Annotated in this window: 18 protein-coding genes; 7 read left to right on the top strand and 11 right to left on the bottom strand. The window is 63.6% G+C overall.

Annotated features, from left to right (window positions below):
• Window positions 1-9 precede the first annotated feature (9 nt).
• Genes JQ628_RS25335 through JQ628_RS25325 form a run of 3 tightly spaced genes read right to left on the bottom strand, consistent with a single transcriptional unit; the run spans window position 10 to window position 3,787 of the window.
• Entirely contained in the window at window positions 10-1,251 is a 1,242-nt protein-coding gene (locus tag JQ628_RS25335; RefSeq protein WP_212226599.1) for a c-type cytochrome, read from the bottom strand.
• Window positions 1,244-3,022: a GMC family oxidoreductase gene (locus JQ628_RS25330; protein WP_212226598.1), complete on the bottom strand. Its 1,779-nt coding sequence runs from the start codon at window positions 3,020-3,022 to the stop codon at window positions 1,244-1,246. The genes JQ628_RS25335 and JQ628_RS25330 overlap by 8 nt, the downstream gene beginning before the upstream one ends.
• Window positions 3,023-3,031: 9 nt before the next feature.
• On the bottom strand, window positions 3,032-3,787 hold the full coding sequence (locus JQ628_RS25325) for a gluconate 2-dehydrogenase subunit 3 family protein (RefSeq protein ID WP_249128374.1): 756 nt from the start codon (window positions 3,785-3,787) through the stop codon (window positions 3,032-3,034).
• Window positions 3,788-4,200: 413 nt separating this feature from the next.
• Here JQ628_RS25325 and JQ628_RS25320 point away from each other — a divergent pair, with 413 nt between their 5' ends.
• Complete coding sequence (locus tag JQ628_RS25320) at window positions 4,201-5,610, top strand: mercuric reductase (RefSeq protein ID WP_212226597.1); 1,410 nt, start codon at window positions 4,201-4,203, stop codon at window positions 5,608-5,610.
• Between the two features lie 18 nt (window positions 5,611-5,628).
• On the opposite strand, the gene JQ628_RS25315 is transcribed toward JQ628_RS25320, so the two are convergent.
• The 7 genes from JQ628_RS25315 to JQ628_RS25285 form a co-directional block, all read right to left on the bottom strand.
• Window positions 5,629-5,979, bottom strand: a complete 351-nt coding sequence (locus JQ628_RS25315; protein WP_212226595.1) for an antibiotic biosynthesis monooxygenase family protein — start codon at window positions 5,977-5,979, stop codon at window positions 5,629-5,631.
• Window positions 5,980-6,084: 105 nt separating this feature from the next.
• Window positions 6,085-6,687, bottom strand: a complete 603-nt coding sequence (locus JQ628_RS25310; protein WP_212226593.1) for an NADPH-dependent FMN reductase — start codon at window positions 6,685-6,687, stop codon at window positions 6,085-6,087.
• Between the two features lie 54 nt (window positions 6,688-6,741).
• On the bottom strand, window positions 6,742-7,911 hold the full coding sequence (locus JQ628_RS25305; protein WP_212226591.1) for a thiolase family protein: 1,170 nt from the start codon (window positions 7,909-7,911) through the stop codon (window positions 6,742-6,744).
• Between the two features lie 10 nt (window positions 7,912-7,921).
• The gene (locus JQ628_RS25300; RefSeq protein ID WP_212226589.1) at window positions 7,922-9,271 is read right to left on the bottom strand and encodes an acetyl-CoA carboxylase biotin carboxylase subunit; all 1,350 of its coding nucleotides are present in this window, start codon (window positions 9,269-9,271) and stop codon (window positions 7,922-7,924) included.
• Window positions 9,268-9,993 (bottom strand): enoyl-CoA hydratase/isomerase family protein, encoded by a 726-nt coding sequence (locus JQ628_RS25295; protein WP_212226586.1) that lies wholly within the window; start codon window positions 9,991-9,993, stop codon window positions 9,268-9,270. The genes JQ628_RS25300 and JQ628_RS25295 overlap by 4 nt, the downstream gene beginning before the upstream one ends.
• Window positions 9,986-11,560, bottom strand: coding sequence for an FAD-dependent oxidoreductase (locus tag JQ628_RS25290; RefSeq protein ID WP_212226741.1), 1,575 nt, complete (start codon window positions 11,558-11,560; stop codon window positions 9,986-9,988). Before JQ628_RS25290 ends, JQ628_RS25295 begins: the two co-directional genes overlap by 8 nt.
• Window positions 11,560-13,095 carry an acyl-CoA carboxylase subunit beta gene (locus tag JQ628_RS25285; RefSeq protein WP_212226584.1) on the bottom strand — a complete coding sequence of 512 codons (1,536 nt, stop codon included), beginning with the start codon at window positions 13,093-13,095 and terminating at the stop codon, window positions 11,560-11,562. The genes JQ628_RS25290 and JQ628_RS25285 overlap by 1 nt, the downstream gene beginning before the upstream one ends.
• 133 nt (window positions 13,096-13,228) lie before the next feature.
• Between JQ628_RS25285 and JQ628_RS25280 the strand changes: the two genes are divergently transcribed.
• Genes JQ628_RS25280 through JQ628_RS34885 form a run of 3 tightly spaced genes read left to right on the top strand, consistent with a single transcriptional unit; the run spans window position 13,229 to window position 16,151 of the window.
• A complete protein-coding gene (locus tag JQ628_RS25280) occupies window positions 13,229-13,447 on the top strand; it encodes an acetyl-CoA carboxylase biotin carboxyl carrier protein subunit (RefSeq protein WP_212226581.1) in 219 nt (72 codons plus the stop codon).
• A 3-nt stretch (window positions 13,448-13,450) separates the two neighbouring features.
• A complete protein-coding gene (locus JQ628_RS25275) occupies window positions 13,451-14,617 on the top strand; it encodes an acyl-CoA dehydrogenase family protein (RefSeq protein WP_212226579.1) in 1,167 nt (388 codons plus the stop codon).
• Window positions 14,618-14,621: 4 nt separating this feature from the next.
• Window positions 14,622-16,151, top strand: coding sequence for a rhodanese-like domain-containing protein (locus JQ628_RS34885; protein WP_212226578.1), 1,530 nt, complete (start codon window positions 14,622-14,624; stop codon window positions 16,149-16,151).
• A gap of 75 nt (window positions 16,152-16,226) precedes the next feature.
• Here JQ628_RS34885 and JQ628_RS25265 read toward each other — a convergent pair whose 3' ends face one another.
• Window positions 16,227-17,609 (bottom strand): PLP-dependent aminotransferase family protein, encoded by a 1,383-nt coding sequence (locus JQ628_RS25265; protein WP_212226577.1) that lies wholly within the window; start codon window positions 17,607-17,609, stop codon window positions 16,227-16,229.
• Window positions 17,610-17,768: 159 nt separating this feature from the next.
• On the opposite strand from JQ628_RS25265, the gene JQ628_RS25260 reads away from it, so the two are divergent.
• From JQ628_RS25260 to fabG, 3 genes are all read left to right on the top strand, one after another.
• The gene (locus JQ628_RS25260) at window positions 17,769-19,415 is read left to right on the top strand and encodes a class I adenylate-forming enzyme family protein (RefSeq protein ID WP_212226571.1); all 1,647 of its coding nucleotides are present in this window, start codon (window positions 17,769-17,771) and stop codon (window positions 19,413-19,415) included.
• An 83-nt stretch (window positions 19,416-19,498) separates the two neighbouring features.
• Window positions 19,499-21,040, top strand: coding sequence for an ABC transporter substrate-binding protein (locus JQ628_RS25255; RefSeq protein ID WP_212226569.1), 1,542 nt, complete (start codon window positions 19,499-19,501; stop codon window positions 21,038-21,040).
• A 97-nt stretch (window positions 21,041-21,137) separates the two neighbouring features.
• The gene (gene fabG / locus JQ628_RS25250; RefSeq protein WP_212226567.1) at window positions 21,138-21,917 is read left to right on the top strand and encodes a 3-oxoacyl-ACP reductase FabG; all 780 of its coding nucleotides are present in this window, start codon (window positions 21,138-21,140) and stop codon (window positions 21,915-21,917) included.

The following is a 21,917-nucleotide window of genomic DNA, read 5'->3' as shown; positions in this document are numbered from 1 at the left end:
GAGTACCATTCAATCCGGCCGTAATGCCGTATCCGAACGCACGCGCGCGACGTCAGCCGGCCTGACTGGTACGGCTGCGGCGCCCCAGCTATTGCGCATGTAGGTGAGCACGGCCGCGATCTGCGCATCGTCGAGTTGGCGATAGGATGGCATGCCGGGCGCGGTCGGCTCGGCCTGGGTACCGACGCTTCGGGCGCCCCGCAGCACGATCCGTATCGACGTCGTGGGATCGTCGGACCTCACCATCGAGGAGTCTGCGATGGACGGAAAAAGCTTGGCGATGCCCTTGCCTTCGATGCCGTGGCAGGCCGAACACTGGTCGCGGTAGATCGCGGCCCCGGCGACCATTGCGGGCTCCTCCTTTGGCAGCGTTTGCGGATGGTCTTGTTTGCCAGGAAGGGATTTCAGGTAAGTCGCAATGGCATTCAGATCGGAATGGGTCATCTGCTCCGTCGAGAGCGACACGACTTCGGCCATCGGTCCGGTAGCGGCCGACACACGGTTGTGACCTGTTTTCAGGTAGGCGACGAGGTCTTCTGTCGACCAGGCGCCCACGCCGACGCGGGTATCGCCGGTGATATCCGGAGCCGACCATCCTTGCAGGAAGCTCCCGCGCAGGTATTGGTCGGTTCTGTCGCCTCCGAGAAAGGTCTTGGGCGTGTGGCAGGCGCCGCAGTGGCCGGGACCGTCCACGAGGTACGCGCCGCGATTCCATTCGGCGGATTTCGCCGGATCTGGCTTGAAGTCGCCGTGGTTGAAGTACAGCGCATTCCACACCCGCATCGATGCGCGGATGTTGAACGGAAACGGCAAGGTGTTCGCGTCGACGGCGTTCCTGACCGGCGTTACCGTGTTGAGGTAAGCGCGAATCGCCAGCACATCGTCGCGCGACATTTTCGTGTATGCGGTGTAGGGCATCGCCGGATAGAGCCGCGAACCATTCCGTCGCAAACCCTTGCGAACCGCGGCGTCGAACGCCTCGTCGCTCCAGCTTCCGATTCCCGTCTCCAGATCAGGCGTGATGTTCGGCGCCACGATGTTGCCGAACGGCGTCTCGATCGCGCGTCCGCCGGCAAACGGCTGGTTGCTGCCGGGCACGGTATGGCAACTTGCGCAATCGGACAGGACCGCAAGATACCGCCCGCGCTCGATCTGGCTGAACTCCTGCGGATCCGAATCGCCGGCATGGGCCGATCCGGCCAAGAGCACCGCCAGGCCGATGCCCGCAAGCGTGGATCGATTGCTAGGCATCCACCAGCCTCCCGGGGTTCTTCAGATATTTGTCGCGGATCGCCGCGGCCGCCCAGTATGCGAGCGCGCCCACCGTCAGCGTCGGGTTGTAGCCGGCGTTCTGCGGGAACGCGCTGGCGCCCAGCACGAACAGGTTGGAGACGTCCCAGCTCTGGAGATATCGGTTGAGCGCGCTGGTCGTGGGGTCGGTCCCCATGATCGCCCCGCCGTTGAGATGCGTCGTCTGATAGGTCGAGATGTCGTACGGCGCCGTCCGATACTGAATGGCGAGCTTGTCCGCACCCATCGTCTTGATGATCTCGGCGAACTTGTCTGTCAGAAACTTGTTCTGTTTGACCTCGTTTTCCTTCAGGTCCATTGTGATCCGCATCAAGGGCCGGCCGAAGCGATCCGAGTAGGTGGGATCGAGATCGAGATAGATGTCACGGTAGGCATAGAAGCTGCCGTGGACTCCGGTACCGGGCTTTACCGTGCTGAGGTAATTCTCCTTCACGGCAGTCTTCCAGGCCGCTCCCCACTTCGGCGTGCCGGGTGGGACGAGCGTGCTTTCGATGGGGCGGGCGCCGGTTTGCACCTGGCCCATGTAACCTCCGCCGACAAAGCCGTGTGGTCCGTGATCGAAGTTATCGCCGTTGAACTCATCGATGCACATGCCGATCGAGCCCGACCCGATGAACGGGTTGAAGTTGTACTTCTTGTTATCGAAGAAGCCATTCACGCTCGAAATGGTTTGATGCGTGTAGTTGCGGCCGACGACACCCGTATTGGCGATCGGATCGTACGGTTTGCCGATCTGCGAGTGCAGCAGAAGATGCACGTTGAACATTGTATAGGCCGCAAGGATGACGAGGTCGGCGGGCTGCTCCCATTCGACGTTGCTCGAGTCGACGAAAGTCACGCCGGTTGCTCGCCTTCCGGATTTGTCGACGTTGATCCTGGTTACTTCCGAGTGGTCGCGCGCCGAGAAATTTGGCTTGCGAACGAGATAGGGAAGGATCGTGGTTTGCGGACTGGCCTTGGAATAATTGCTGCATCCGAACCATTCGCAAAATCCGCAGTAGGTGCAGGGCCCCATCCGCAGTCCGTGCGGATTCGTGTAGGCTTGCGAGAGGTTGCCGGAAGGTTGGGGAAAGGGCTTGTAGCCGAGCTCCCGCGCGGCCTTGCCGAACAGTGTGTGACTGAACGGCTGCGCTTGCGCCGGGGTCGGATAGGGCCGGGAGCGCGAACCTTCGAAAGGATTGCCGCCTTCCATGATCCGGCCACGCAGATTACCGGCCGTTCCTGACGTGCCGCAGAGGTACTCGAATCGATCATAGAAAGGTTCGAGTTCGTCATAGGTGATGCCCCAGTCCTGGATCGTCATGTCTTCGGGCAGGAAGGCGGCGCCGTACCGTTCGGTAAGATGAGTTTTCAGGACGAAGTCCGACGGCAGGAATCGCCACATCTCGCCGTTCCAGTGCACACCGCCGCCACCAACGCCGTTTGGCGGCATGAAGGCGCCCCAGCTTCGGATCGGCAGCGCGGTCTGATCAATCCTGTTGCGGAAGCTGAAGGTGAGCTGGTCCGGCCTCAGGAAAAGTTCGTGACGTACGCGGTAGCGCAGCTCGTCCTGCATGTAGTCGGGTGGAAAATCCGTCGGCGCGTCGCGCCACGGTCCACGCTCGATCGCCATCACTTCGAGGCCTTCGTCCGTGAGCTCGTTGGCCATGATGGACCCGGTCCATCCAAGCCCGATGATCACCACGTCCTTCTTCGGAAGTATCTTCGCCATCAGCGGTCCTCAGCGCGTTTGCGGTGTCCATTCTGCCCGGCCCGTCATGCTGACAGGCGGCAGCGGGAAGCGCTCGTTGTGCCGGTTCACCCAATCCAGGTAGTTGTAGCGGGATCCCGGATATCCGATCATTTTCCAGCCGGCCATGTCGCGATTGCCGCCGTAGATCGGATCGGCGAAGAAACCCATCTGGACGTCCCTGATAACCATGGCGAAGAACGCCTTGCCATCGGCTCCGTCGAGCGTGAACTCGCCGCACTCCAGTCCCTTCAGCACTGCATCCTTGTCCGAGTCCGACAGCATGGCGAACGCCTTGCCTTCGAATCTCGCCTTGCAGGAGCGATCCAGAGCCGCGAGGCCTTCGCGATACTCCTGTGCCGGTCCCTGCTCGGATTGATGACCCTGGCTCCTTGTACCCTTCATGAAGGGAGGGCGGACATAGAGGCCCTCCTGCCGGCCGTAGGGCCCGGCCAGTTGGCGATCGATGAAAATCGCCGATCCGGAATCCTTGCCGCCGGGCGTCTGCGGATCGGGTGGAATGATGCAATCGGCCAGCGCTTCGATCGCTCTGCCTTCTTCGCCGGTAAAGAACATCCAGGGTCCGGGCAGGGCGGCCGTCGGCGGATTACCTGCGTTTGGCGTCCATGGCAGGTGGCCCACGATCATGGTCGCGTGGGCTTTCGACATGCCCAGCGTCAGATAGGCGGCGCCGACCAGCAGCTCGCGTCGGTGAAAGCGCAGACGATCGTCGCGGTTCTTATCCATCGGATTCTCGCCGTCCTGACAGGCGAAGTTCGTCAACATTCGATGATGGCCACATGCAGGCCCGCCTTTCGATCGAGAACCGGTCGATTTCGAATGAGTTCCGGCATGGGCTCACTCCTGCGTGCTTTTACGAAAAGCCAGGCCGCGCGCGGGACCATTCAACAGCTAGTTCGGAATAATGAGGGCCTTGGTTACAAGATCGCTCGGAGAAAATTCCCGCAGCAAGCGCGCGGGATTCAAACCAGCGATCTTCAGGCAGAGGAGCGATGAATTTTCCTTGCGTCGTTCGACTGCCTGTAACCAAAGCTGGATCAGCCACGAAAACAAGCTGCGTGCCATCCGCCCGCGTGCCAGTCGGAAAATTCCGTGCGAGTGCGAAAAACTCAACGATGAACTGATGAGACTGAATAGTCATGCCACAGACTGAAAATGTCGATGTCATCATCCTCGGCAGCGGCCAGGGTGGAAAGCTGCTCGCATGGCATCTGGGGCGTTCCGGCAAGAAGGTAGCCGTCGTCGAACGCCGCTGGGTCGGCGGCTCGTGTCCCGCCGTCGCCTGCCTGCCGTCCAAGAATGAAATCTGGAGCGCGCGGGTCGCCCATCTTGTCCGGAACGCCGCGCGGTTTGGCACGCTGGCGGGCGCCGTCAAGGTCGACATGCGCAAGGTGCGCAGCCGCAAGCAGGACATGATCGACCGCGAGGTCGAATTCCACCTGGGCGCCTACAAGAGCAGCGGTGCTGAACTCATCATGGGCCACGGCCGTTTCGTGGGCCCGAAGACGATCGAGGTCGTCCTGAACGGTGGCGGCACCCGTTTGCTTACCGGCAATGAGGCCGTCGTCAATGTCGGCACGCACGCTGCGATCCCGGACATTCCAGGCCTTGAAGCGGCCCGTGCACTCACGCACATCGAGGCGTTGGAACTCGACTATCTACCGTCGCACCTGATCGTGCTGGGTGGCGGCTATGTCGGCATCGAAATGGCGCAGGCCTATCGCCGCTTCGGCAGCCGGGTGACGATCGTCGAGCCCGGCCGGCAATTGATGGGCCGCGAGGATGCCGATGTCGCAAAAGAGATGCTGGGCATCCTGACCGCCGAGGGCATTGAGGTCCTGCTCGATTCCCAGCCGGTCAGCGTTCACGGCCTCTCCGGAGACGAGATCGCGGTTACGCTGCGGACGGCGACGGGTGAGCGGAAGGTCGAGGGCAGCGATCTGCTCGTGGCCGTGGGACGCATCGCAAACACCGCAGATATCGGTCTCGACATTGCCGGGATTGCGCTCGATGCTCGCGGATTCGTCCGGGTCAACGAACGTCTGGAGACGACGGTGCCCGGCGTGTGGGCCATCGGCGAATGCGCCGGCAGCCCGCAGTTTACGCACGTTTCCGTGGACGACTTCAGGATCGTCAGGGACAACATGGCCGGCGGCAATCGCAGAACCGACGATCGGCTGGTTCCCTACGTCATGTTCACCGATCCGCCCCTCGCGCGCGTGGGCCTTTCGGAGGACGAAGCGCAGCGCAAGGGGATCCCGGTGCGCGTTGCCAGGCTTCCGATGAGCAATGTCTTACGCACCGAGGCGACCGACGAGACTCAAGGCTTCATGAAGGCGGTAGTCAACGCCAACGACGATCGTATCGTTGGCTTCACCATGATCGGTTCCGAGGCGGGCGAGGTCATGGCCGCGATACAGACCGCGATGCTCGCCGAGCTTCCGTACACGAGGCTGCGTGACGCCGTGATCGCGCACCTCACGATCGCCGAAGGTTTGGGCCCTCTGTTCGGCAATTTGCCGGAGCGATCGCGTCACGATTGCAGATAGCCACCATGGTTACCGCCTTCACGCCGGCGAAAGGGGAAATCGTTCGGCGGCTTGCTGTAGGGCCTGGAGCAGGCCGGACGGATATTCCAGCTTCACTTCGCAAAGCGATACGGTCTGCGACCCCAGAAGATGCGGGCGGATCGCGACGATCGAGCGCGCGTATTGCTCGGAGGATTCCCAGGCCTGGATCGCGGCCTGGTCCTCCCACAGCGTCACCGTGATGATGCAGTCGGGATCGTTGGTGTCCTGCGTGACCCAACGGCCGAGACGGCCCGGGACGTTCGTCCTGCTGAAGTCGCGCCGGTAGAGATCGTGCACGGCCTCCCAGGCGCCCGGTTGCAGGCGGCTCCAGTATAGACGAAGGAACATGGCTCTCTCCTCTCAGTCCGCATCGGGCAAGCCGATGATTGACGAATATCATGGCTTGGCCGATCGAGCATCGTGCGATCGAAAAATCGACGTTCCGCCCACGCCCTATCGGACGATTTCTTGCTCGAGGCGGAGCACCGCCTCGCTCATCCGCGAAAAACGCACGACCTGCTGGCCTACCGTTTCGAGCTGGAAGCGCGAGGACAAATCGGTGCACTGGCCGGCATCGTCGAAAAGTTTCGTCGCGGTGTTGAGTGCCGCGCCCATCGGTGTGGGCCAGCCCCGCAGCGCATGTGCGATGGATCGCAGGGCCGCGAGCGTCTGTCCGGTCGCCTGCCATCCGGCCGCGGTGGCGATCAGCCCGATCGCGACGCCGTCGAAATAGACGCGCTCGGACGAGCGCAATTCCTCCGCGTAATCGAGTGCGTTCTTCACGAGGCCGGACAGCGAACCATGATAGGCGGGAGACGCGATCACGATGCCGTCGCAACGGCGATAGAGGTCGATCAGCCGTTCCGCCGCGGGCGTATTCGGCGCCTGACCGGGATTGTACATCGGCAGCATCAAGTCGGGGCCGCTGATCATGACGGTGTCGGCGCCTTCCGCGGCAGCGGCCGCCAGACATACGGCGAGCGCGCGTTCCGTCGACGACCCGTTGCGCGGTGTGCCGCCGACCCCGAGGATAAGCGGTCGCTTGTTGTTACCCATGCCGTCCTCCAATCCCCGTTGACGTCATCACGGCCACGCTGTGGCCGACCCCGCTCACTGCAACGCCTCAACAATGGTCGCGGTGCCGAGACCGCCGCCGCAGCACATCGATTGCAGCCCGTAGCGGCCGCCGCGGCGTTCCAGTTCGTCGATCATGATCGTCATCAACCTCGCGCCGGTCGATCCGAGCGGGTGGCCGATCGCCATCGAGCCGCCATTCACGTTGACACGCTCGATATCCGGCTCGATCTCCTTGAGCCAGGAGCCGAGGATAGGCGCGAAGGCTTCGTTGATCTCGAACAGGTCGATGTCGGACAGCAGGAGGCCTGAACGCTTCAGGATCTCCTGCGTCGCCGGAATCGGGCCGGTCAGCATCAGTTCGGGATCGACCCCGACGACCACCTGCGCCTTGAGCCTGGCGCGGGGCCGGAGCGAGAACTCACGCGCCGCTCTCGCGCTCATGACGAGAATTGCCGATGCCCCGTCCGAAACCTGGCTTGCATTTCCGGCCGTGACGCGGCCGTTCTCGCGAAAGGCCGTCTTCAGGGAGGCGAGCTTTTCGCGCGAGGCATCGGCCCGGATGCCCTCATCCCGCGTGAGGGTGGATCCGTCGGCCGCGGCGACGGGAACGATCTGCCGGTCGAAACGACCCTCTCGCGTCGCCTCGGCCGCGAGCGCGTGACTGCGCAGCGCCAGATCGTCCAGGTAGGCCCGATCAAGCTGCCAGCGGTCAGCGATCCGCTCGGCTGCCTCGCCCATGGAGGGCATCGAGAAGCGGCGCACCAGCTCTTCGGGATGACGGCGACCATATTTGGTGTCTTCGTTCCCGCCTTGCGTCTTCGACATCAACTCGACGCCGCAGGCGATCACGATTTCCGCGACGCCGCTCCGGATCATGTTGTCGGCGACATGCACGGCTTGTTGAGAGGAGCCGCAGGCGCGCTGCACGGTCATGCCCGGCACGGTGACCGGAAAGCCGGCCATGAGAAGCGCCGTGCGCCCGACATTTCCGGCTTGCTCACCGACCTGCGTCGCGCAACCTGCCACGACATCGTCGATCCGCGTGGCCGGCACTCCGCTACGGGCCACGATCGCTTTCAGGGTCTCCGCAAGCAGGGCAGCCGCATGCCATTCCCGCAATGCTCCGCCGCGCCGTCCGACCGCCGTCCTGACGGCCTCCACGATAACGGGCTCGCGATCCTCCAATTGGCTTTCTCTCGTCATCGGTGCCTCCTCAGTTGGCGATTTCGGCCGCAAGACCGGTATGAACCGCGCCCGCGCGGAAAGGACTGTGGCGAAGCGCGCGCAGGATGAACGGGATATTGGTCTTCACGCCCTGGACCTCGAAATCCGCAAGAGCCTTCGCGAGAGTGTCGAGCGCCTCGTCGCGGGTGGCGCCATGCGCGATGACCTTGGCCAGCATCGGGTCGTAGAAGGGCGTAACCTCGCAGCCCGTCGCATAGCCGGTCTCGATCCTCAATCCTGATTTCGGCGAGCAGGGCCGGAAATGCTCGAGCCGCCCGGGCGAGGGCATGAAGCTTTGCGGATCTTCGGCGTAGATGCGTGCCTCGACGGCATGGCCGTCGAGGGCGATCTCCCTCGGCAGGACATCGGAGATCGCCGTGCCGGCAGCGAGGCGGATCTGCGCCTTCACGATGTCGATGCCGGTGACCATCTCGGTGACGGCATGCTCGACCTGAAGACGGGTATTCATCTCGAGGAAGGAGAAGCTGCCGTCATCGGCCCGCAGCATCTCGACCGTGCCGATATTGTCGTAGCCGAGCCGAGCCAGGATGCCCGTCGCGACATCGGCGACGGCGCGGAGCGGATTGCGGGGAAGCGCCGGAGCGGGTGCCTCCTCGACGACCTTCTGATGCCGGCGCTGGAGCGAGCAATCTCGCTCGAAGAGATGACGCGCGGTCCCGTATTTATCGGCCAGGAGCTGGAACTCGATGTGACGCGGCCGCGCGAGATAGCGCTCGAGATAAACCTGGCCGTTGCCGAAGCTGCGGGTGGCGAGCGAGCGCGCACGTTCGACGCCGCGGGACAGACTGGCCTCGTCCTCGGCGACGATCATCCCGATGCCGCCACCGCCGAGGGCGGGCTTGACGAGGACGGGATAACCGATCTGTCGAGCGGCGGCGGCGATGTCGCCTCCCTCACGCAGCAGCTCCGAGCCGGCGGCCACGGGCATCCCGTGGTGGCGCATCAGATCGCGAGCCTCGGTCTTGTGGCCCATCGCCTCGATCCATCGCGGCGACGGACCGATGAAAGTCATTCCGGCGGCCGTGACCGCATGGGCGAAGGCGGCGTTCTCTGACAGGAAGCCATAGCCGGGATGGATGGCATCCGCTCCCCTTTCGCGGGCGATGGCGATGATCTTGTCGGCCCGCAAATAGCTTTCGCGCGCGGGTGCAGCGCCGATGCAGAAAGCCTCGGTCGCCGCCTCCAGATACGGCGCTTTCGCGTCGGCTTCCGAGAATATCGCGACGGATGCAATGTCGAACTCGCCGAGCGCGCGAATGATCCGGGATGCGGCGGCGCCGCGATTGGCGACCAGTACCTTGTGGAATGGTCGTTTCATGCTGTCTCTTCCGCAAGACGCCGTAGCTTTCCGGTGACGTTGGCGTCCTTCGCGATCGCGGCCGCGGCGAGCATGTCGGCGTCCGAGATGGCACGCAGTAGCTCCTTCAGTGACCGCAGGACCGTCCCGGAGGCGGCGAGCGTATCGGCCAAGGCAGTCGTCTCGGCGCGGAGCGTGGCCTGCGGCACTGCCTTCACGAGGCCGAGCCTCATCGCGGCTTCTGCCGAGACCGGCTTGGCCGTGGCGAGGATCTCGAAGGCGCGCGCGTAACCGACGCGGCGCAGCAGAGGAGGAGCTACGAGAGCCGGCAGCATGCCGTGGCGGATTTCGGGGAAGGACAGGATCGCGTCGTCCGAGCACAATGCCATGTCGCAAGAGAGCGTCAGGCCGAAGCCTGCCCCGAACGCGAAACCATGGACTTCGGCGATGACGGGCTTGCTGAGTTGCCAGGGCGCAAGCAGAAGGCGCGACATCAACTCCGCATGATGGGCGATCGCCCTCGCATCCTTGAGACCGCTCGCTTCGCGCAAGTCGGCTCCGGCCGAGAAGCCGGCACCCGAGCCTGCAAGCACGACAACGTTGACCGTCTCGTCCCTTTCAGCTTGCTCGAATTCGGAAAGCAGGGCTTCGATCGTACGGTGATCCAGCGCGTTCCGTTTGTCCGGCCGGTTCAGCACCAATCGGCGCACCGCGCCGCTATCATCGACGAGGACCTCAGGCACGGATCGGCTCCCGCTTTGCGGCCTCGCGGCCGGCAATGCGTCCGCCGATCATGCACTCGGCCAGGTTGCCGCCGCTGAGATAGAGATGGCCGAACACCGATCCCAATTCACCGGCGGCATAGAGGCCGGGGATCGCCTCGCCGAAGGGGTTGAGGACTTCCTGCCGGACATTGTGGACCGGGCCGCCTTGCGTGTTGATGACCAGCGGCCAGACCTGTCCGACATAGAAGGGCGGCGTATCGAGCGGGACCATTGTGTCGGAGCGCCGGCCGAAGGCCTCATCGTCGCCGGCTGCGCAGGCACGGTTCCAGGTCGCGATCTCTTCCTTCAGGATGCCGGGATCGACTCCGATTCCTTGTGCGAGGGCATCCCAACTATCGAACCGCCGGAAGAAGCCGAGTTCGATTTCCCGGTAATTGTCGGCGCTCCATTCGTACCAGCCGTCGCGCCCGTTGATCGCACAGCGCCCTAGTGGATACATCCGGCGGCCGTTCTCGTCGAAGACAATATGCGCAGGGATGCGGGGAAAGTCCTGGGCTTTCGAATCGTAGAGATCGAGCGGACGAACGCCGAAATCGCCGGGATAGGGCGGATATTCGTCCATGAAGCGGCGCCCGGTCTTGTCGAGGAGAATCCAGGCGAGCCGCGGGAGTTGCTTGCCCCCGGCGGGACGTCCCTGCTGGTCGACGACCCCGAGATCCGAAGTGCTCTCCGGATGTCCCGGATGCCACATCGGTATCGCCTTGAGATACAGACCGTACGGATAGGAAGGGTCCGGATGACGGAAGCCGTAGGGTCCGTGATAGTGCCACATATGCCAGAGCGCGGCCCCGACCTCCTGAGCCATGGCGATGCCGTCACCCGTATTCCCGAGGAACGAAGCGGGGATCACGGGATCGGCCTGAAAGAAGTTCCGCTTCATTTCGGAATTCGCCTCGAAGCCGCCACAGGCGAGAATGACGCCGCGTCGCGCGCGAACACGACGCTCCTGTCCGTCCGCCTCGACCACGACCCCACTGACCGTGGATCCCTCGCGAATCAAGCGCCGGACCGGATGTCCCAGGCGGACGGCAATGTGGCGAGCCCGTAGATTGTCTTCCAAGACCTTGAACAGCCGGCATCCCGGCCGAATCCCACGCACCGCGTGGAAGGAAGCGGCACCTTCGATCGCCGGGACTTCCGCCACCTCGCAGTAACCGAGCGCCTCGGAACCTGGCAGCGGATAATTCCCTCTTGCCGGCGTGACCTTCACGGTGGCTCTGCTCACGTCGGCGAGAGCGCGCACCCAGTCGGAGACCTGCGTCATGCCGTCGGCAAGCACGCGCAGAAGGTCATGCGGAGTCCGTCCGCCGCAGGTCGCCTTGAGATAGTCGAAGGCGGCATCGGCATCGAAGGCGATACGAATCCCGCCTGCCGATACGATTGAGAGGCCGCCCGGATCGGGCATCTTCTCGAAGACGGCGACTTGGGCTCCGGCATCGTGCGCCGCGATGGCCGCGGCGGCTCCCGCGGCACCGAGGCCGACCACGACGACATCGACTTCCAGCGCGTCCTTTGCCCTGTCCATCACGGCATGATCCGCCGCTTGAAGCCGGGCACGACGCGATCGGCTGTGCAGTCCAGGGCATGAATGATGACTTGGCGCGTTTCGGTCGGATGGATGACGTCGTCGATCAGTGCCATCTCGGCAGCGAGATAAGCAGAGGATTCCGCTTCGACCTTCTTGAGGATCTCCGCCCGCTTCGCCACCGGATCGGACGCCTTGGCAATTTCCTTGCCGTGGACGAGTTCGACGCCGGCTGCGGTGCCCATCACGTCGAACCGCGCCGTCGGCCAGGCCACGATACGGTCCGGCTTGGTCGACTTGCCGCCGAGCGCGATATAGGCAAGCCCGATCGCCTTACGCAGGATGATGGTGACTTTTGGGACGGTTGCGCTGACGATCGAATTCAGCAATTGCGAAGCCAGCACGACCATGCGCCGATCCTCGATATCCGGGCCAACCAGGAAGCCGGGACAGTCGATCAACGAAACAATCGGGATGTGGAAGGCGTCGCAGACGTCGATGAACCGCCGCGCCTTGACGGCCGCCTTCTCGTCGAGCGCGCCGGCGAGCTGCATCGGCTGGTTCGCTACGAGGCCGACCGCACGCCCCCCGATCCGCGCCCACGCTGTGATCAGATTCGGGCCATAGCTCTCCTTGTACGGCGTGAGCTTGCCGTCATCGACGATGAGGCGCAGCAGCTTGCGCATGTCATAGGCGCGCCGATGATTGTCGGACACGAGGGCCGTGATCTCGCGCTGCCCCTCTTCGGTGTCGCCGGGCGCGGGGCTCGGCGGGCGGACCGGCGGATACTCGTCGCTGCTCGACGGAAAATAGGACAGCACCTCGCGGATCGCGGCGATGCTGTCGGCATCCGTCTCGCCGAGATGGTCGGCGAGGCCGCGCTCTGTCGCCACCTTGTCGGCGCCGCCGATCTCCTCGGCGCTGACGTCGAGGCCAATGCCGACCCGCACCACGGCCGGGCCCGACATCCCCATGAAGCCGGTTCGTGTGATGGTGACGAAATCGGATTGCGCGGCCGTGAAGGACGGTCCTCCGAAACAGGCGCCCATCAGGCCCGCCACCTGTGGCACCACCCCCGAGAGCAGAAAGTGCTCGCGAAAGCGCACGCCCATACCCGCGGCGACCGCACCGTTGCTCTCCTGGAAACGCCCGGCGCCAGCCTCCTGCAAGGCGATGAAGGGTTTGCGATGCGCAAGGGCGAGCTCGCGAATTCGCGCGATCTTTGCCTCCGCTACCCGCCCGCGGGTGCCGGCGAGAACCGTCGCATCTTCGGACACCACGTAGACGATGCGCCCGTCGATCCGCCCCGACCCCGCCACAAGACCGTCCGCCGGGGTCCGATCGCGCAGGCCGGGATGCTGGCTGCGGCCCTGGATTCCGATCTCCTGGAAACTCCCTTCGTCGAGCAGCAGGTCTATACGTTCGCGCGCGCTCCGCTTTCCCGCGGCGTGCAGACGCTCAAGAGCCTCCGGGCCGCCCATGAGCCGGGCAACCCGTCGCCTCTCCGCAAGCTCCTCCTCGGTCGCTTTATCCATGCGATCCTCTCATTGTGGGTGCAATACAACGACATTGTATGTATATCAAGGGGAACAATATGGGGAATATGATCTAGACAAAGATCAAAATTGTCAGCTACTGATGCAGACAGTGTTACCCCCGGGGGAAATTGTGTCGATAGAGATCAAGACGGAGATCGCCGGTGTTGTGTTCGAGATTCTGGTCGAGCAGGGGGCTCGGGTCTCGGCTGGCGAGACGATCCTGGTGATCGAATCGATGAAGATGGAAATCCCGGTTGATAGCACGGGTGAGGGAGTGCTCGCCGAGCTTTGCGTCTCCGCCGGCGATGTTATCGCCGTCGGCCAGGTTCTGGCGAGGATCAAGGAGTGATCCATGGACTTTCAACTGACCGATCGGCAGCGCGAGCTCATCGATCACGCTGGCGAGCATTATCAACGATCGCTCAGGCAACTGGCTTCTGATCACAGCCGCGAAGGCATTGCGCGGTTGCGGAGGAAGATGGCCGAGGCGGGACTCCTCGGCCTCAACATGCCGGAGGAGTATGGCGGAGCCGGCCTGCCCCTGCTCGACACGCTTCTCGTCATCCAGAAGCTGCAATCCTGCGCCTCCATCGTCGGCGCGCTGGCGCATCGCAGCTCGACCGGCGCCATTGGGGCCATCCTCGAACTCGGGACACCGCAGCAAAAGTCGTTCTTCGTCGGTGGCGTCTGTCGCGGCGAGTTCGGAGTGAGCATCGGCATCACGGAGCCGGAGGCCGGATCGGCTGCGACGGCGATGAAAACCGCTGCCCGTCACGACGGTAAAGACGCCGTCGTGTTGAACGGCAAGAAGCAGTTTGTCAGTTTCGTCGACCACAACAGCTACACGCTCACCTATTGCCGCTTCGGCAGCACGGGAAAGCCTTCCGATATCGGAGCAGTGATCGTGCCGCATGACGCGCCGGGTTTCTCTCACAGCAAGGGTGGAACCAACATGGCAGATGAGAGGCTGTTCGAGCTCTTCTTCGACGACTGCCGCGTGCCTGCGCAGAATGTGCTGCTGGACGGCAACGCATTCGGGCGGCTCATCAGCGTCTATAACGCTGAACGGCTTGGGAGCATCGCCCGTATGCTCGGATCGGCGCAGGCTTCGTTCGAACTCGCGGTAGCTTACGCGAAGGAAAGGCGTCAGTTCGGCCGCGAGATCGCGGAGTTCCAGGGCCTGCAATGGATGCTGGCCGACATGAAGGTGAAGCTCGAGGCCGCCCAGCTCCTGACCTACAGGGCGGCATCGAATGCCGGCCATGGCCTGCCGAGCCGCAGCGAGGTATCCGTCGCCAAGGTCTATACCGCGCAGGCGGCGCGCGAGATCTGCGACGATGCGCTCCAGATCCATGGCGCCAATGGCTACATGAAGGAATTCCCGCTCGCCCAACGCTACGCCGAAGTTCGCGGAGGATCGATCTATGGCGGCACGATCCAGATCCACAAGAACATGATCGCCGGCGATCTGCTGGGGCGTTCAAACAATCAATGGAAGCGCGCCGAGAAGGCGGGCTGACGCCGTGGCTGGCGATATCGATGCCGATGCGCTCGCGGAGCTGATGGCGCAGCGACCGCGCTCGCTCGCCCTTTTCGACATACGTGAAGCAGGCGAAGCGGAGCAGGGACACCTGCCGTATGCGACCTTCCTGCCCCGCAGGCTGATCGAATTGCGGATCGGAGAACTCGTTCCGTCCATCGCACAGGACATCGTCGTCTATGATGAGGGCGCGGGGGACGGACGAGCGGCGTTGGCCGCCGCAACGCTCGCGGAATTCGGCTATCGGGCTGTCCGTATCCTGACGGGCGGCCTCGGCGCCTGGAGAGCTACAGGCCGTCCCGTCGCGACCGGCGTGAACGTTCCCAGCAAGCGCTTCGGGGAAGAGGTTCTCGAACATGATGGCGTGAGGTCGATCGATGCCGATCGGCTCGCGCAGATGCAAGCTGCCGGCGAGACCTTCGAGCAATGGGATGTGCGCACACCGGCCGAGTTCGGCCGCGCCACTCTGCCCGGCAGCAGCAACGTTCCCGGCGTCGAGATCGCCGGCCGGGCGGCGGAGGCGGCGCGCGAGGGCCGGCTGGTCGTGGTTCACTGCGCCGGGCGGACACGCAGCATCATCGCCGCACGCACCCTTGCGTTGCTTGGAGTTGAACGGGTCGTCGCGCTGGAGAACGGCACGATGGGCTGGCGCCTTTCAGGCCGCACGCTCGTCCCGGGAGATCGGGTCGAGGTGTCGTCAGGCGATGGAGCGGGCGCCGATGTCCTGGCGGATGTGAGTGGTGTCTTGCGCCTGACGCCGGCGGAGGTCGATCGTCGGGTCAGCCGGCGAGCGTCGGAACCTGTCATCCTCGTGGATGTACGAAGCGAGGAAGCCTATTTGGCAGGGCATGTCACGTCCTCCTGCTCGCGGCCTGGCGGGCAGCTCATTCAGTGCACGGACGAAGTTCTCGCCGTCGAGGCGGTACCTGTCATCCTCATTGACGACGGCAATGGGCGCGCGGCCATGGCCGCCTATTGGTTGCGTCGGATGAGGTTTCCGGAGGTCGCGCTACTTGATGGGGGTATTCCGGCCTGGCGCGCTGCGGGCCTCCCGCTCGCGAGCGGCCCGGCCGCGGTCCCGGCATGGCTCGCCAAGCTGCGTGATACCATCCCTTCGATTGCGCCGAGCCGCTTGGATGCGTTGTCCCACACCGTGCTGGATGTCGGCACGAGCCGCGACTTCAAAAGGGGCCACGTTCCCGGCGCGCGCTGGTTGCCGCGTGGATGGCTTGAGGCGCGGCTGGGCGAGCTCAGCCAGGAGATAGTCGTGACGGCCGCGGACGAAGAGCAAGCTATCTTGGCGACCGCGACGCTGCTCCGGCTCGGACACCGCGCCAAGTGGCTCGCGGGCGGAAATGCCGGTTGGGTCGCGCAGGGTGGAAAGCTCGAGTCGACCGAAAATCTTCCTCTCGATCTGCCGCAGGATGTCGTCGATCCACCCTACCTCAAGGGAGAGGCAGGGATGCGGGCCTATATCGCCTGGGAGATCGCTCTGACGGAGTCGGGAGCATAGTCCGATCCGGATCAGAGGAGCAGTACGTTACCCGGACCTCCGACTCGCAATCATGCCCCTGCGATAAGCTCGAACTCAGATGATGGTTGCCGACAGGATCGGCCGGCTATCGAGCATGCCCTTCAGTGTGACCAGGCCCCGATGAAGCAGGTTATCCCCGGCTCCCGGACTAAGGGAGAGCCGCACGGCGCCGGGTGGGCGTACGCCGTCGGTGGCGAAATTGTCGGCGGCGACGACCGCCACTCCCTTGCGGCGCGCGGCCGCCTCGAAATCCAGCGGCCGCCATTCCGGCGGCAGACTCAGCCACATATGGACCGAAGCCGGATGAGAGCGGACGCGATCGGGTCCGAGAAGGTCGACCGCGAAGGCGACACGTTCAGCTATGATCTTGCGCATCCGCTCGATTACCTGGTCAAGGTCGGGATGGCTGAGGATACTCGATACCATCTCGCCAACGAACGGGGAGGGGCCGAGTGTCATCGCATGAAGCGTGTTCGACAGGGCCTCGTTGAGAGAGGGCGGGCAGACGACAAACCCGGTGCGGAAAACCGGGCTCAGCCCCTTGGCGAGGCCGGTCGAATAAACCGTTCGGTCGGGCGCGAGAGCAGCAAGGGGCACCGGGCGCTCCGCCAGGATCGCTGCCTGGGCGTCGTCTTCGAATAGCGTGAGCCTGAGCTCTTCCGCGATAGCCGCGATCGCCTTGCGCCGGTCGAGGCTCATCGTTGCGATCGTGGGGTTGTGCAGGGTTGTCTGGAGTGCGACGACGCTGGCACCGGTTCGCGCGACGGCTTCGCGCAATGCCTCAGGACGCATGCCTTCCTCGTCCATTCCGACGCCGACGAGGCGTAGTCCCTGGATCCCGGCAAGAGCCTTCAGACCCGGATAGGTCAGCTCATCCGTCAGGATGACGTCGCCGGGCCCGGCGAGTGTCGCGAGGGCGAGGTGGATCGCCTGCTGTACTCCGGCGCAGATCAAGACGTCTTCCGCGCGCGCCGAAAGTCCGATCCGGCCAAGCCATTCGGCCGCGATGGCGCGATGGGCGGGGAGTCCGGCCGCGGGCGGATATTTTTGGAGCGGCAGAAGGGCAGCGCGCTGGGCCAGGGTCGCCAACGACGCCGAGACGAGATCGCCAAGGCCCGCGATCGGCGCGCGATAACAGGAAAAATCGACCGTGCGCTCCGGCGCGGTAGGCCGGAATTCCAACCGCTGCCCGACATTCCGTCCCGCTCTAACGAAGGTGCCGCGGCCGACCTCGCCCGTGACGAGGTTCTTCTCGCTGGCCAGCGCATAGGCGCGCGTCACCGTTCCGACCGTGACACCAAGACTTTCGGCGAGGTCTCGTTGAGGGGGCAACTGCGTGCCGGGAGGTAATTCGCCACTGTCGATCGCCTGTGCGATCGCCGTTGCGATCACGATGTAGCGGGGGCCTTCGAGACCGCGGATGTCAGGTGTCCACATAGGTTATGTCCGTCGCCGTGCTTCTTGGAGAAAGGTATGGCGCAATAGGAATGCATCTTAGTATATAATGACATTGACGTCGATTGTATCGATGACCTAATCTTCGATGTATCGATCCAGCCAAGGGAGGGCTGGGAGGGACAGTACGGCGGATTGAGGATGGCGGCACCAGGAAATCCTTTCGTCGGCGCGACCTATGGCTCGGCCTTGAGGTGGCTCGCGGATGAATACGGCTCGAGGGAGGCGCTGGTCTTCGGAGGCGAGCGATATACGTTCGCCGACGTGAAGCGCCGGGTCGATGAAGCCTCCCGCCGGTTTGAAGCGCTTGGCTTGCGGCCCGGCGATCGCGTGGCGTTGTGGCTGCCCAATCGGCCGGAATTCCTCTGGTGCTGGCTAGGCGCATCGCAAATCGGCTTGATCACCGTCGTCCTCAACACGCGGCTTAAGCTGCCGGAAGTCCGCTATCAGCTCGCGCAATCCGATAGTATTGCGCTGATCATTCCGGGTCGCGGTTCATTTCGCGATTTCCCCGCGGAAATTGCGCAATTGTGCCCGGAGGTGCGGGTGCAACCGGCGGGCGAGCTTACGACGGCCGAATTGCCCGGACTGCGGCACATCGTGACGCTTGATGCCGGGCCCGATTGGCCAGGACTGACCGAATGGCCGCCATTCGGCCGCGAGGCGGATGCGGCGGCGTCCCCTGCCTATGCGAGCGATCCCGACGAGCCCGCCCTGATTTCCTACAGCTCCGGGACCACGGCGCTTCCAAAGGGGGCATTGATCACGCACTGCGTCTGGCGCAAGGCCTTCGACATCGGTGAGCGCGTCGATCTGACCTGTGAAGATCGGCTTTATCTCTGCATCCCGCTGTTCGGCTCGATGGCGATGATGAACGGCGTCCTGCCGTTCTGGGCGCGCGGCGCGTCGGTTATCCTCGCGGAACGGTTCGAGGTGCGCGAATTCCTGCGCGACATTTCGAGCGAGCGCTGCACGGCAACGCATTTCCTGCCGCCCATGGTCGAGTCGCTCGTCGCCTCGTCCGAGCGGGCCGAGTTCGATCTGTCACGCCTGCGAATTGGCTGGGTGCTCAGCAATGAGCGCCGAATTCTCGAAATGGTCGCGCATGATCTCGCCGTTCCCGGCATGATGACCGGATATGGCCTCACGGAAACGACGACCGTGCTGACGCGCAACCGGTGGGACGATCCGCTCGAGACACGGATCACCACGCAGGGTTATGCGCTGCCGGACGTCGAACTGCGAGTCGTCGATCCCGAAACGGCCCGCGACGTCGCGACGGGCGAGACCGGGGAGATCTGGGCCCGCGGCTATTGCATCACGCCCGGCTATTTCAGGAAGCCGGAAGAGAGCAGCAAGGCGCTGACGCCGGATGGATGGTTCAGGACGGGAGATGGCGGCTCGCTGGATAAGACGGGGCGCCTGACGTTTAGTGGACGCATTGGCGACGGCTACAAGAGCCGGGGTTTCAACGTCTCGCCGGCCGAAATCGAGGCCGCCCTGATGGCGCACCCCGACGTCGAAGCGGCTGCCGTTGTGGGCGTCGCGCATCCGCGTTGGGGGCAGGTGGGCATCGCATTTGTGGTTCCGGCCGAAGGCCGCGCGGCGAATCCGGCGGAACTGGCCAAGTATCTGAAGCCGCGTCTGTCGTCGTTCAAACTGCCCGAATTGATCGAGCGCGTTTCCGAGTTGCCGCTGACGGCCGGGACCGGAAAGGTCCAGAAATTCGTGTTGCGTGCCGAGGGAGAGCGTCTGCTCGCCGGCCGGCTGGCCGCGGCGTCTGGATAGCAAGAGAAGGCCGAATTCAACTGAATCGACCGCAGCGTCGAGAAAATCAAACGGGAGCCGTAACGCTCGCAAGGAGGAAAAGAATGTTCAGTCGACGTGATTTCGGAGCTGCGATCGGTGCGGCCGCCGTTCTTGGAACGATCGGGAAAGCCAACGCGCAATCCAGCCCCAAGCCTGCCGTCGACAAGGACACTCTTGTCATCGCGCTGGAGAAGGAGATTCAGAGCCTCGACGCTCTCGTTACCGCCAGCGGCGATTCACAGCGCTATGCGCTCCAGTTGTTCGATTCGCTCTACGGATTTGATTTCAAGGGCCGGATGGTCCCCCGCATGGCGACGGAGGTGAAGGTCTCCGACGACGGGCTCAGCTATACCTACAAGCTTCGTCCCGGCATTCGCTTTCACAATGGCGATCCGCTGACCTCCGAAGACGTCAAGTTCACGATGGAGCGGGTGATCGATCCCGCCGCCAAGAGCACGCGCCGGCCCTTCTTCGCGCCGATCATCGCCGGAGTCGAGACGCCCGACCCGTTGACTGTTGTCTTCAAGCTCAAGCAGTCCGACGGTGCCTTCCTCAACAAGATCGCGGGCTTTCTGTTCATCGTCCCCAAGGCCTATACGAGCGGGCTGCCCAGTTCGGAAGCCTTCGCCTCGGCTCCCATCGGCTCGGGTCCCTACAGGTTGAAGCGCCACGATATCGGTCAAACGCTGGAGCTGGAGCGGTTCGAGGATTTCTATGGCGAGAAGCCCGGCGTCAAAACCCTCATCATGAAGATGATCCCCGAGGGATCGACACGCGTGAACGCGCTGTTGACGGGGGAGGTCGATCTCGTCGTGCAGGCGCCACTCAACGAAAAGCAACGGCTCGACAAGACGCCGAGCTTGAAGACGCTGACCAACCCCGTCTCCGCCCCCATGCATGTCAGGCTCTATTCCGACGATGCTTCCCTGCCGATCTCCAAGCGAGACGTGCGCCTCGCCCTGAATCACGCCCTCGACAGCAAGGCGATCATCCGGTCGGTCTATTACGGGGTCGGTCAGCCGATGGGAACGTTCATCTCGGCATTTTACCCTTATGGGGCAGATCCCGACATCAAGCCCTTCGCCTATGATCCCAAGAAGGCCCGCGAGCTTCTCAAGAAGGCGGGCTACCCGGATGGATTTGCGCTCAAGCTCTACAGCGCCAACGACCATCCCAAGGAATTGGCGGAAGCTATCGCCGCCTATTGGAGCCAGGTCGGCGTGAAGACCGAAATTCTGCGCATCGACTACGCCGCCTGGAGCCGGCTCAACAACACCCACAAGAGCGGCCCGGCAACGATCACGCAATTCACCAACGCCATCTACGACCCGATCCACCCGGTGGCCGGTTCGTTCTCGAAGAACGGGACCTGGTCCAACTATTTCAATCCGGATGTCGAAGCGCTGATCGCGAAGCTTGATTCCACCGTTGGCGCCGAGAACCGCGGAGCCGTTTTCCGCCAGATCGGACGGCTTCTTCATGACGATGCCGCCGCGGTCTTTATCACCGAACTGTTTCACCTGTTCAGCCACAAGAACGGGCTGCGGTGGAGCATGCAGGAGGGGTCCGGATTCCTGAACCTCCGGCAAGTGTCCTGGTCGTGATACATTTTGCGCCAAATTGTCACTAGTATTGTGACAACAATATAGATACAATTAACACAATCAGGGAGCCGCAATGGCTCTCCAATGGATGAAAACAATGTCAGGGCGGAAACAGGGGCGCGTTGCGCTCATCACCGGCGGCGCGGGGGGCATCGGTTTCGCGACAGCCGAGCGGCTCGCGCGCGACGGCGCCGCAATCGCGATTTGTGATCTCGACGGCGCAGCGGCGCAGGATGCCGCCGCCCGGATCAATGCAGGCCATGGTGTGCCGGCGCGGGGCTATCAGACAAATGTCGGCGATCCCGATGCGGTCGAGCAACTCATGGCGGAAGTGGTGCGGGAGCTCGGCTCGCTCGACATCCTCGTGAACAATGCGGGGGTCACCCGCGACAACCTCGTTCACAAGATGAGTCTGGAGAACTGGGACGACATCATGTTCGTCCATCTGCGCGGCGCATTCCTGTGCAGCCGCACCGCGCAGCGGGTCATGGTCGAACGCGGCTGGGGGCGGATCGTCAATTTGTCGTCGACATCCGCGCTCGGCAATCGCGGCCAGGTTAACTATTCGACGGCCAAGGCAGGCTTGCAGGGCTTTACGCGGTCGCTCGCGCTTGAACTGGGCCGCTTCGGCGTCACAGTGAACTGTGTCGCGCCGGGTTTCATCGATACCGAAATGACGCGCAAAACCGCTGTCAGGATCGGGAAGGATCCGGAGGCCTACAAGGCGGAGCGCGCAAAGGGTATCGCGGTCGGACGTGTTGGGGTTCCGGCCGACGTCGCCGCCGTAGTCGCTTTCCTCGCCGACGACGAGGCCTCCTACGTTTCCGGCCAGGTCATCTATGTCAGCGGCGGGCCGGAAACCCGCCGGGGCGGCTGA

Source organism: Bradyrhizobium lablabi (assembly GCF_018129385.1).
In the GTDB taxonomy this organism is placed as follows: Bacteria; Pseudomonadota; Alphaproteobacteria; order Rhizobiales; family Xanthobacteraceae; genus Bradyrhizobium; species Bradyrhizobium lablabi_C.
This window is presented reverse-complemented; position numbering and strand designations above follow the sequence as displayed.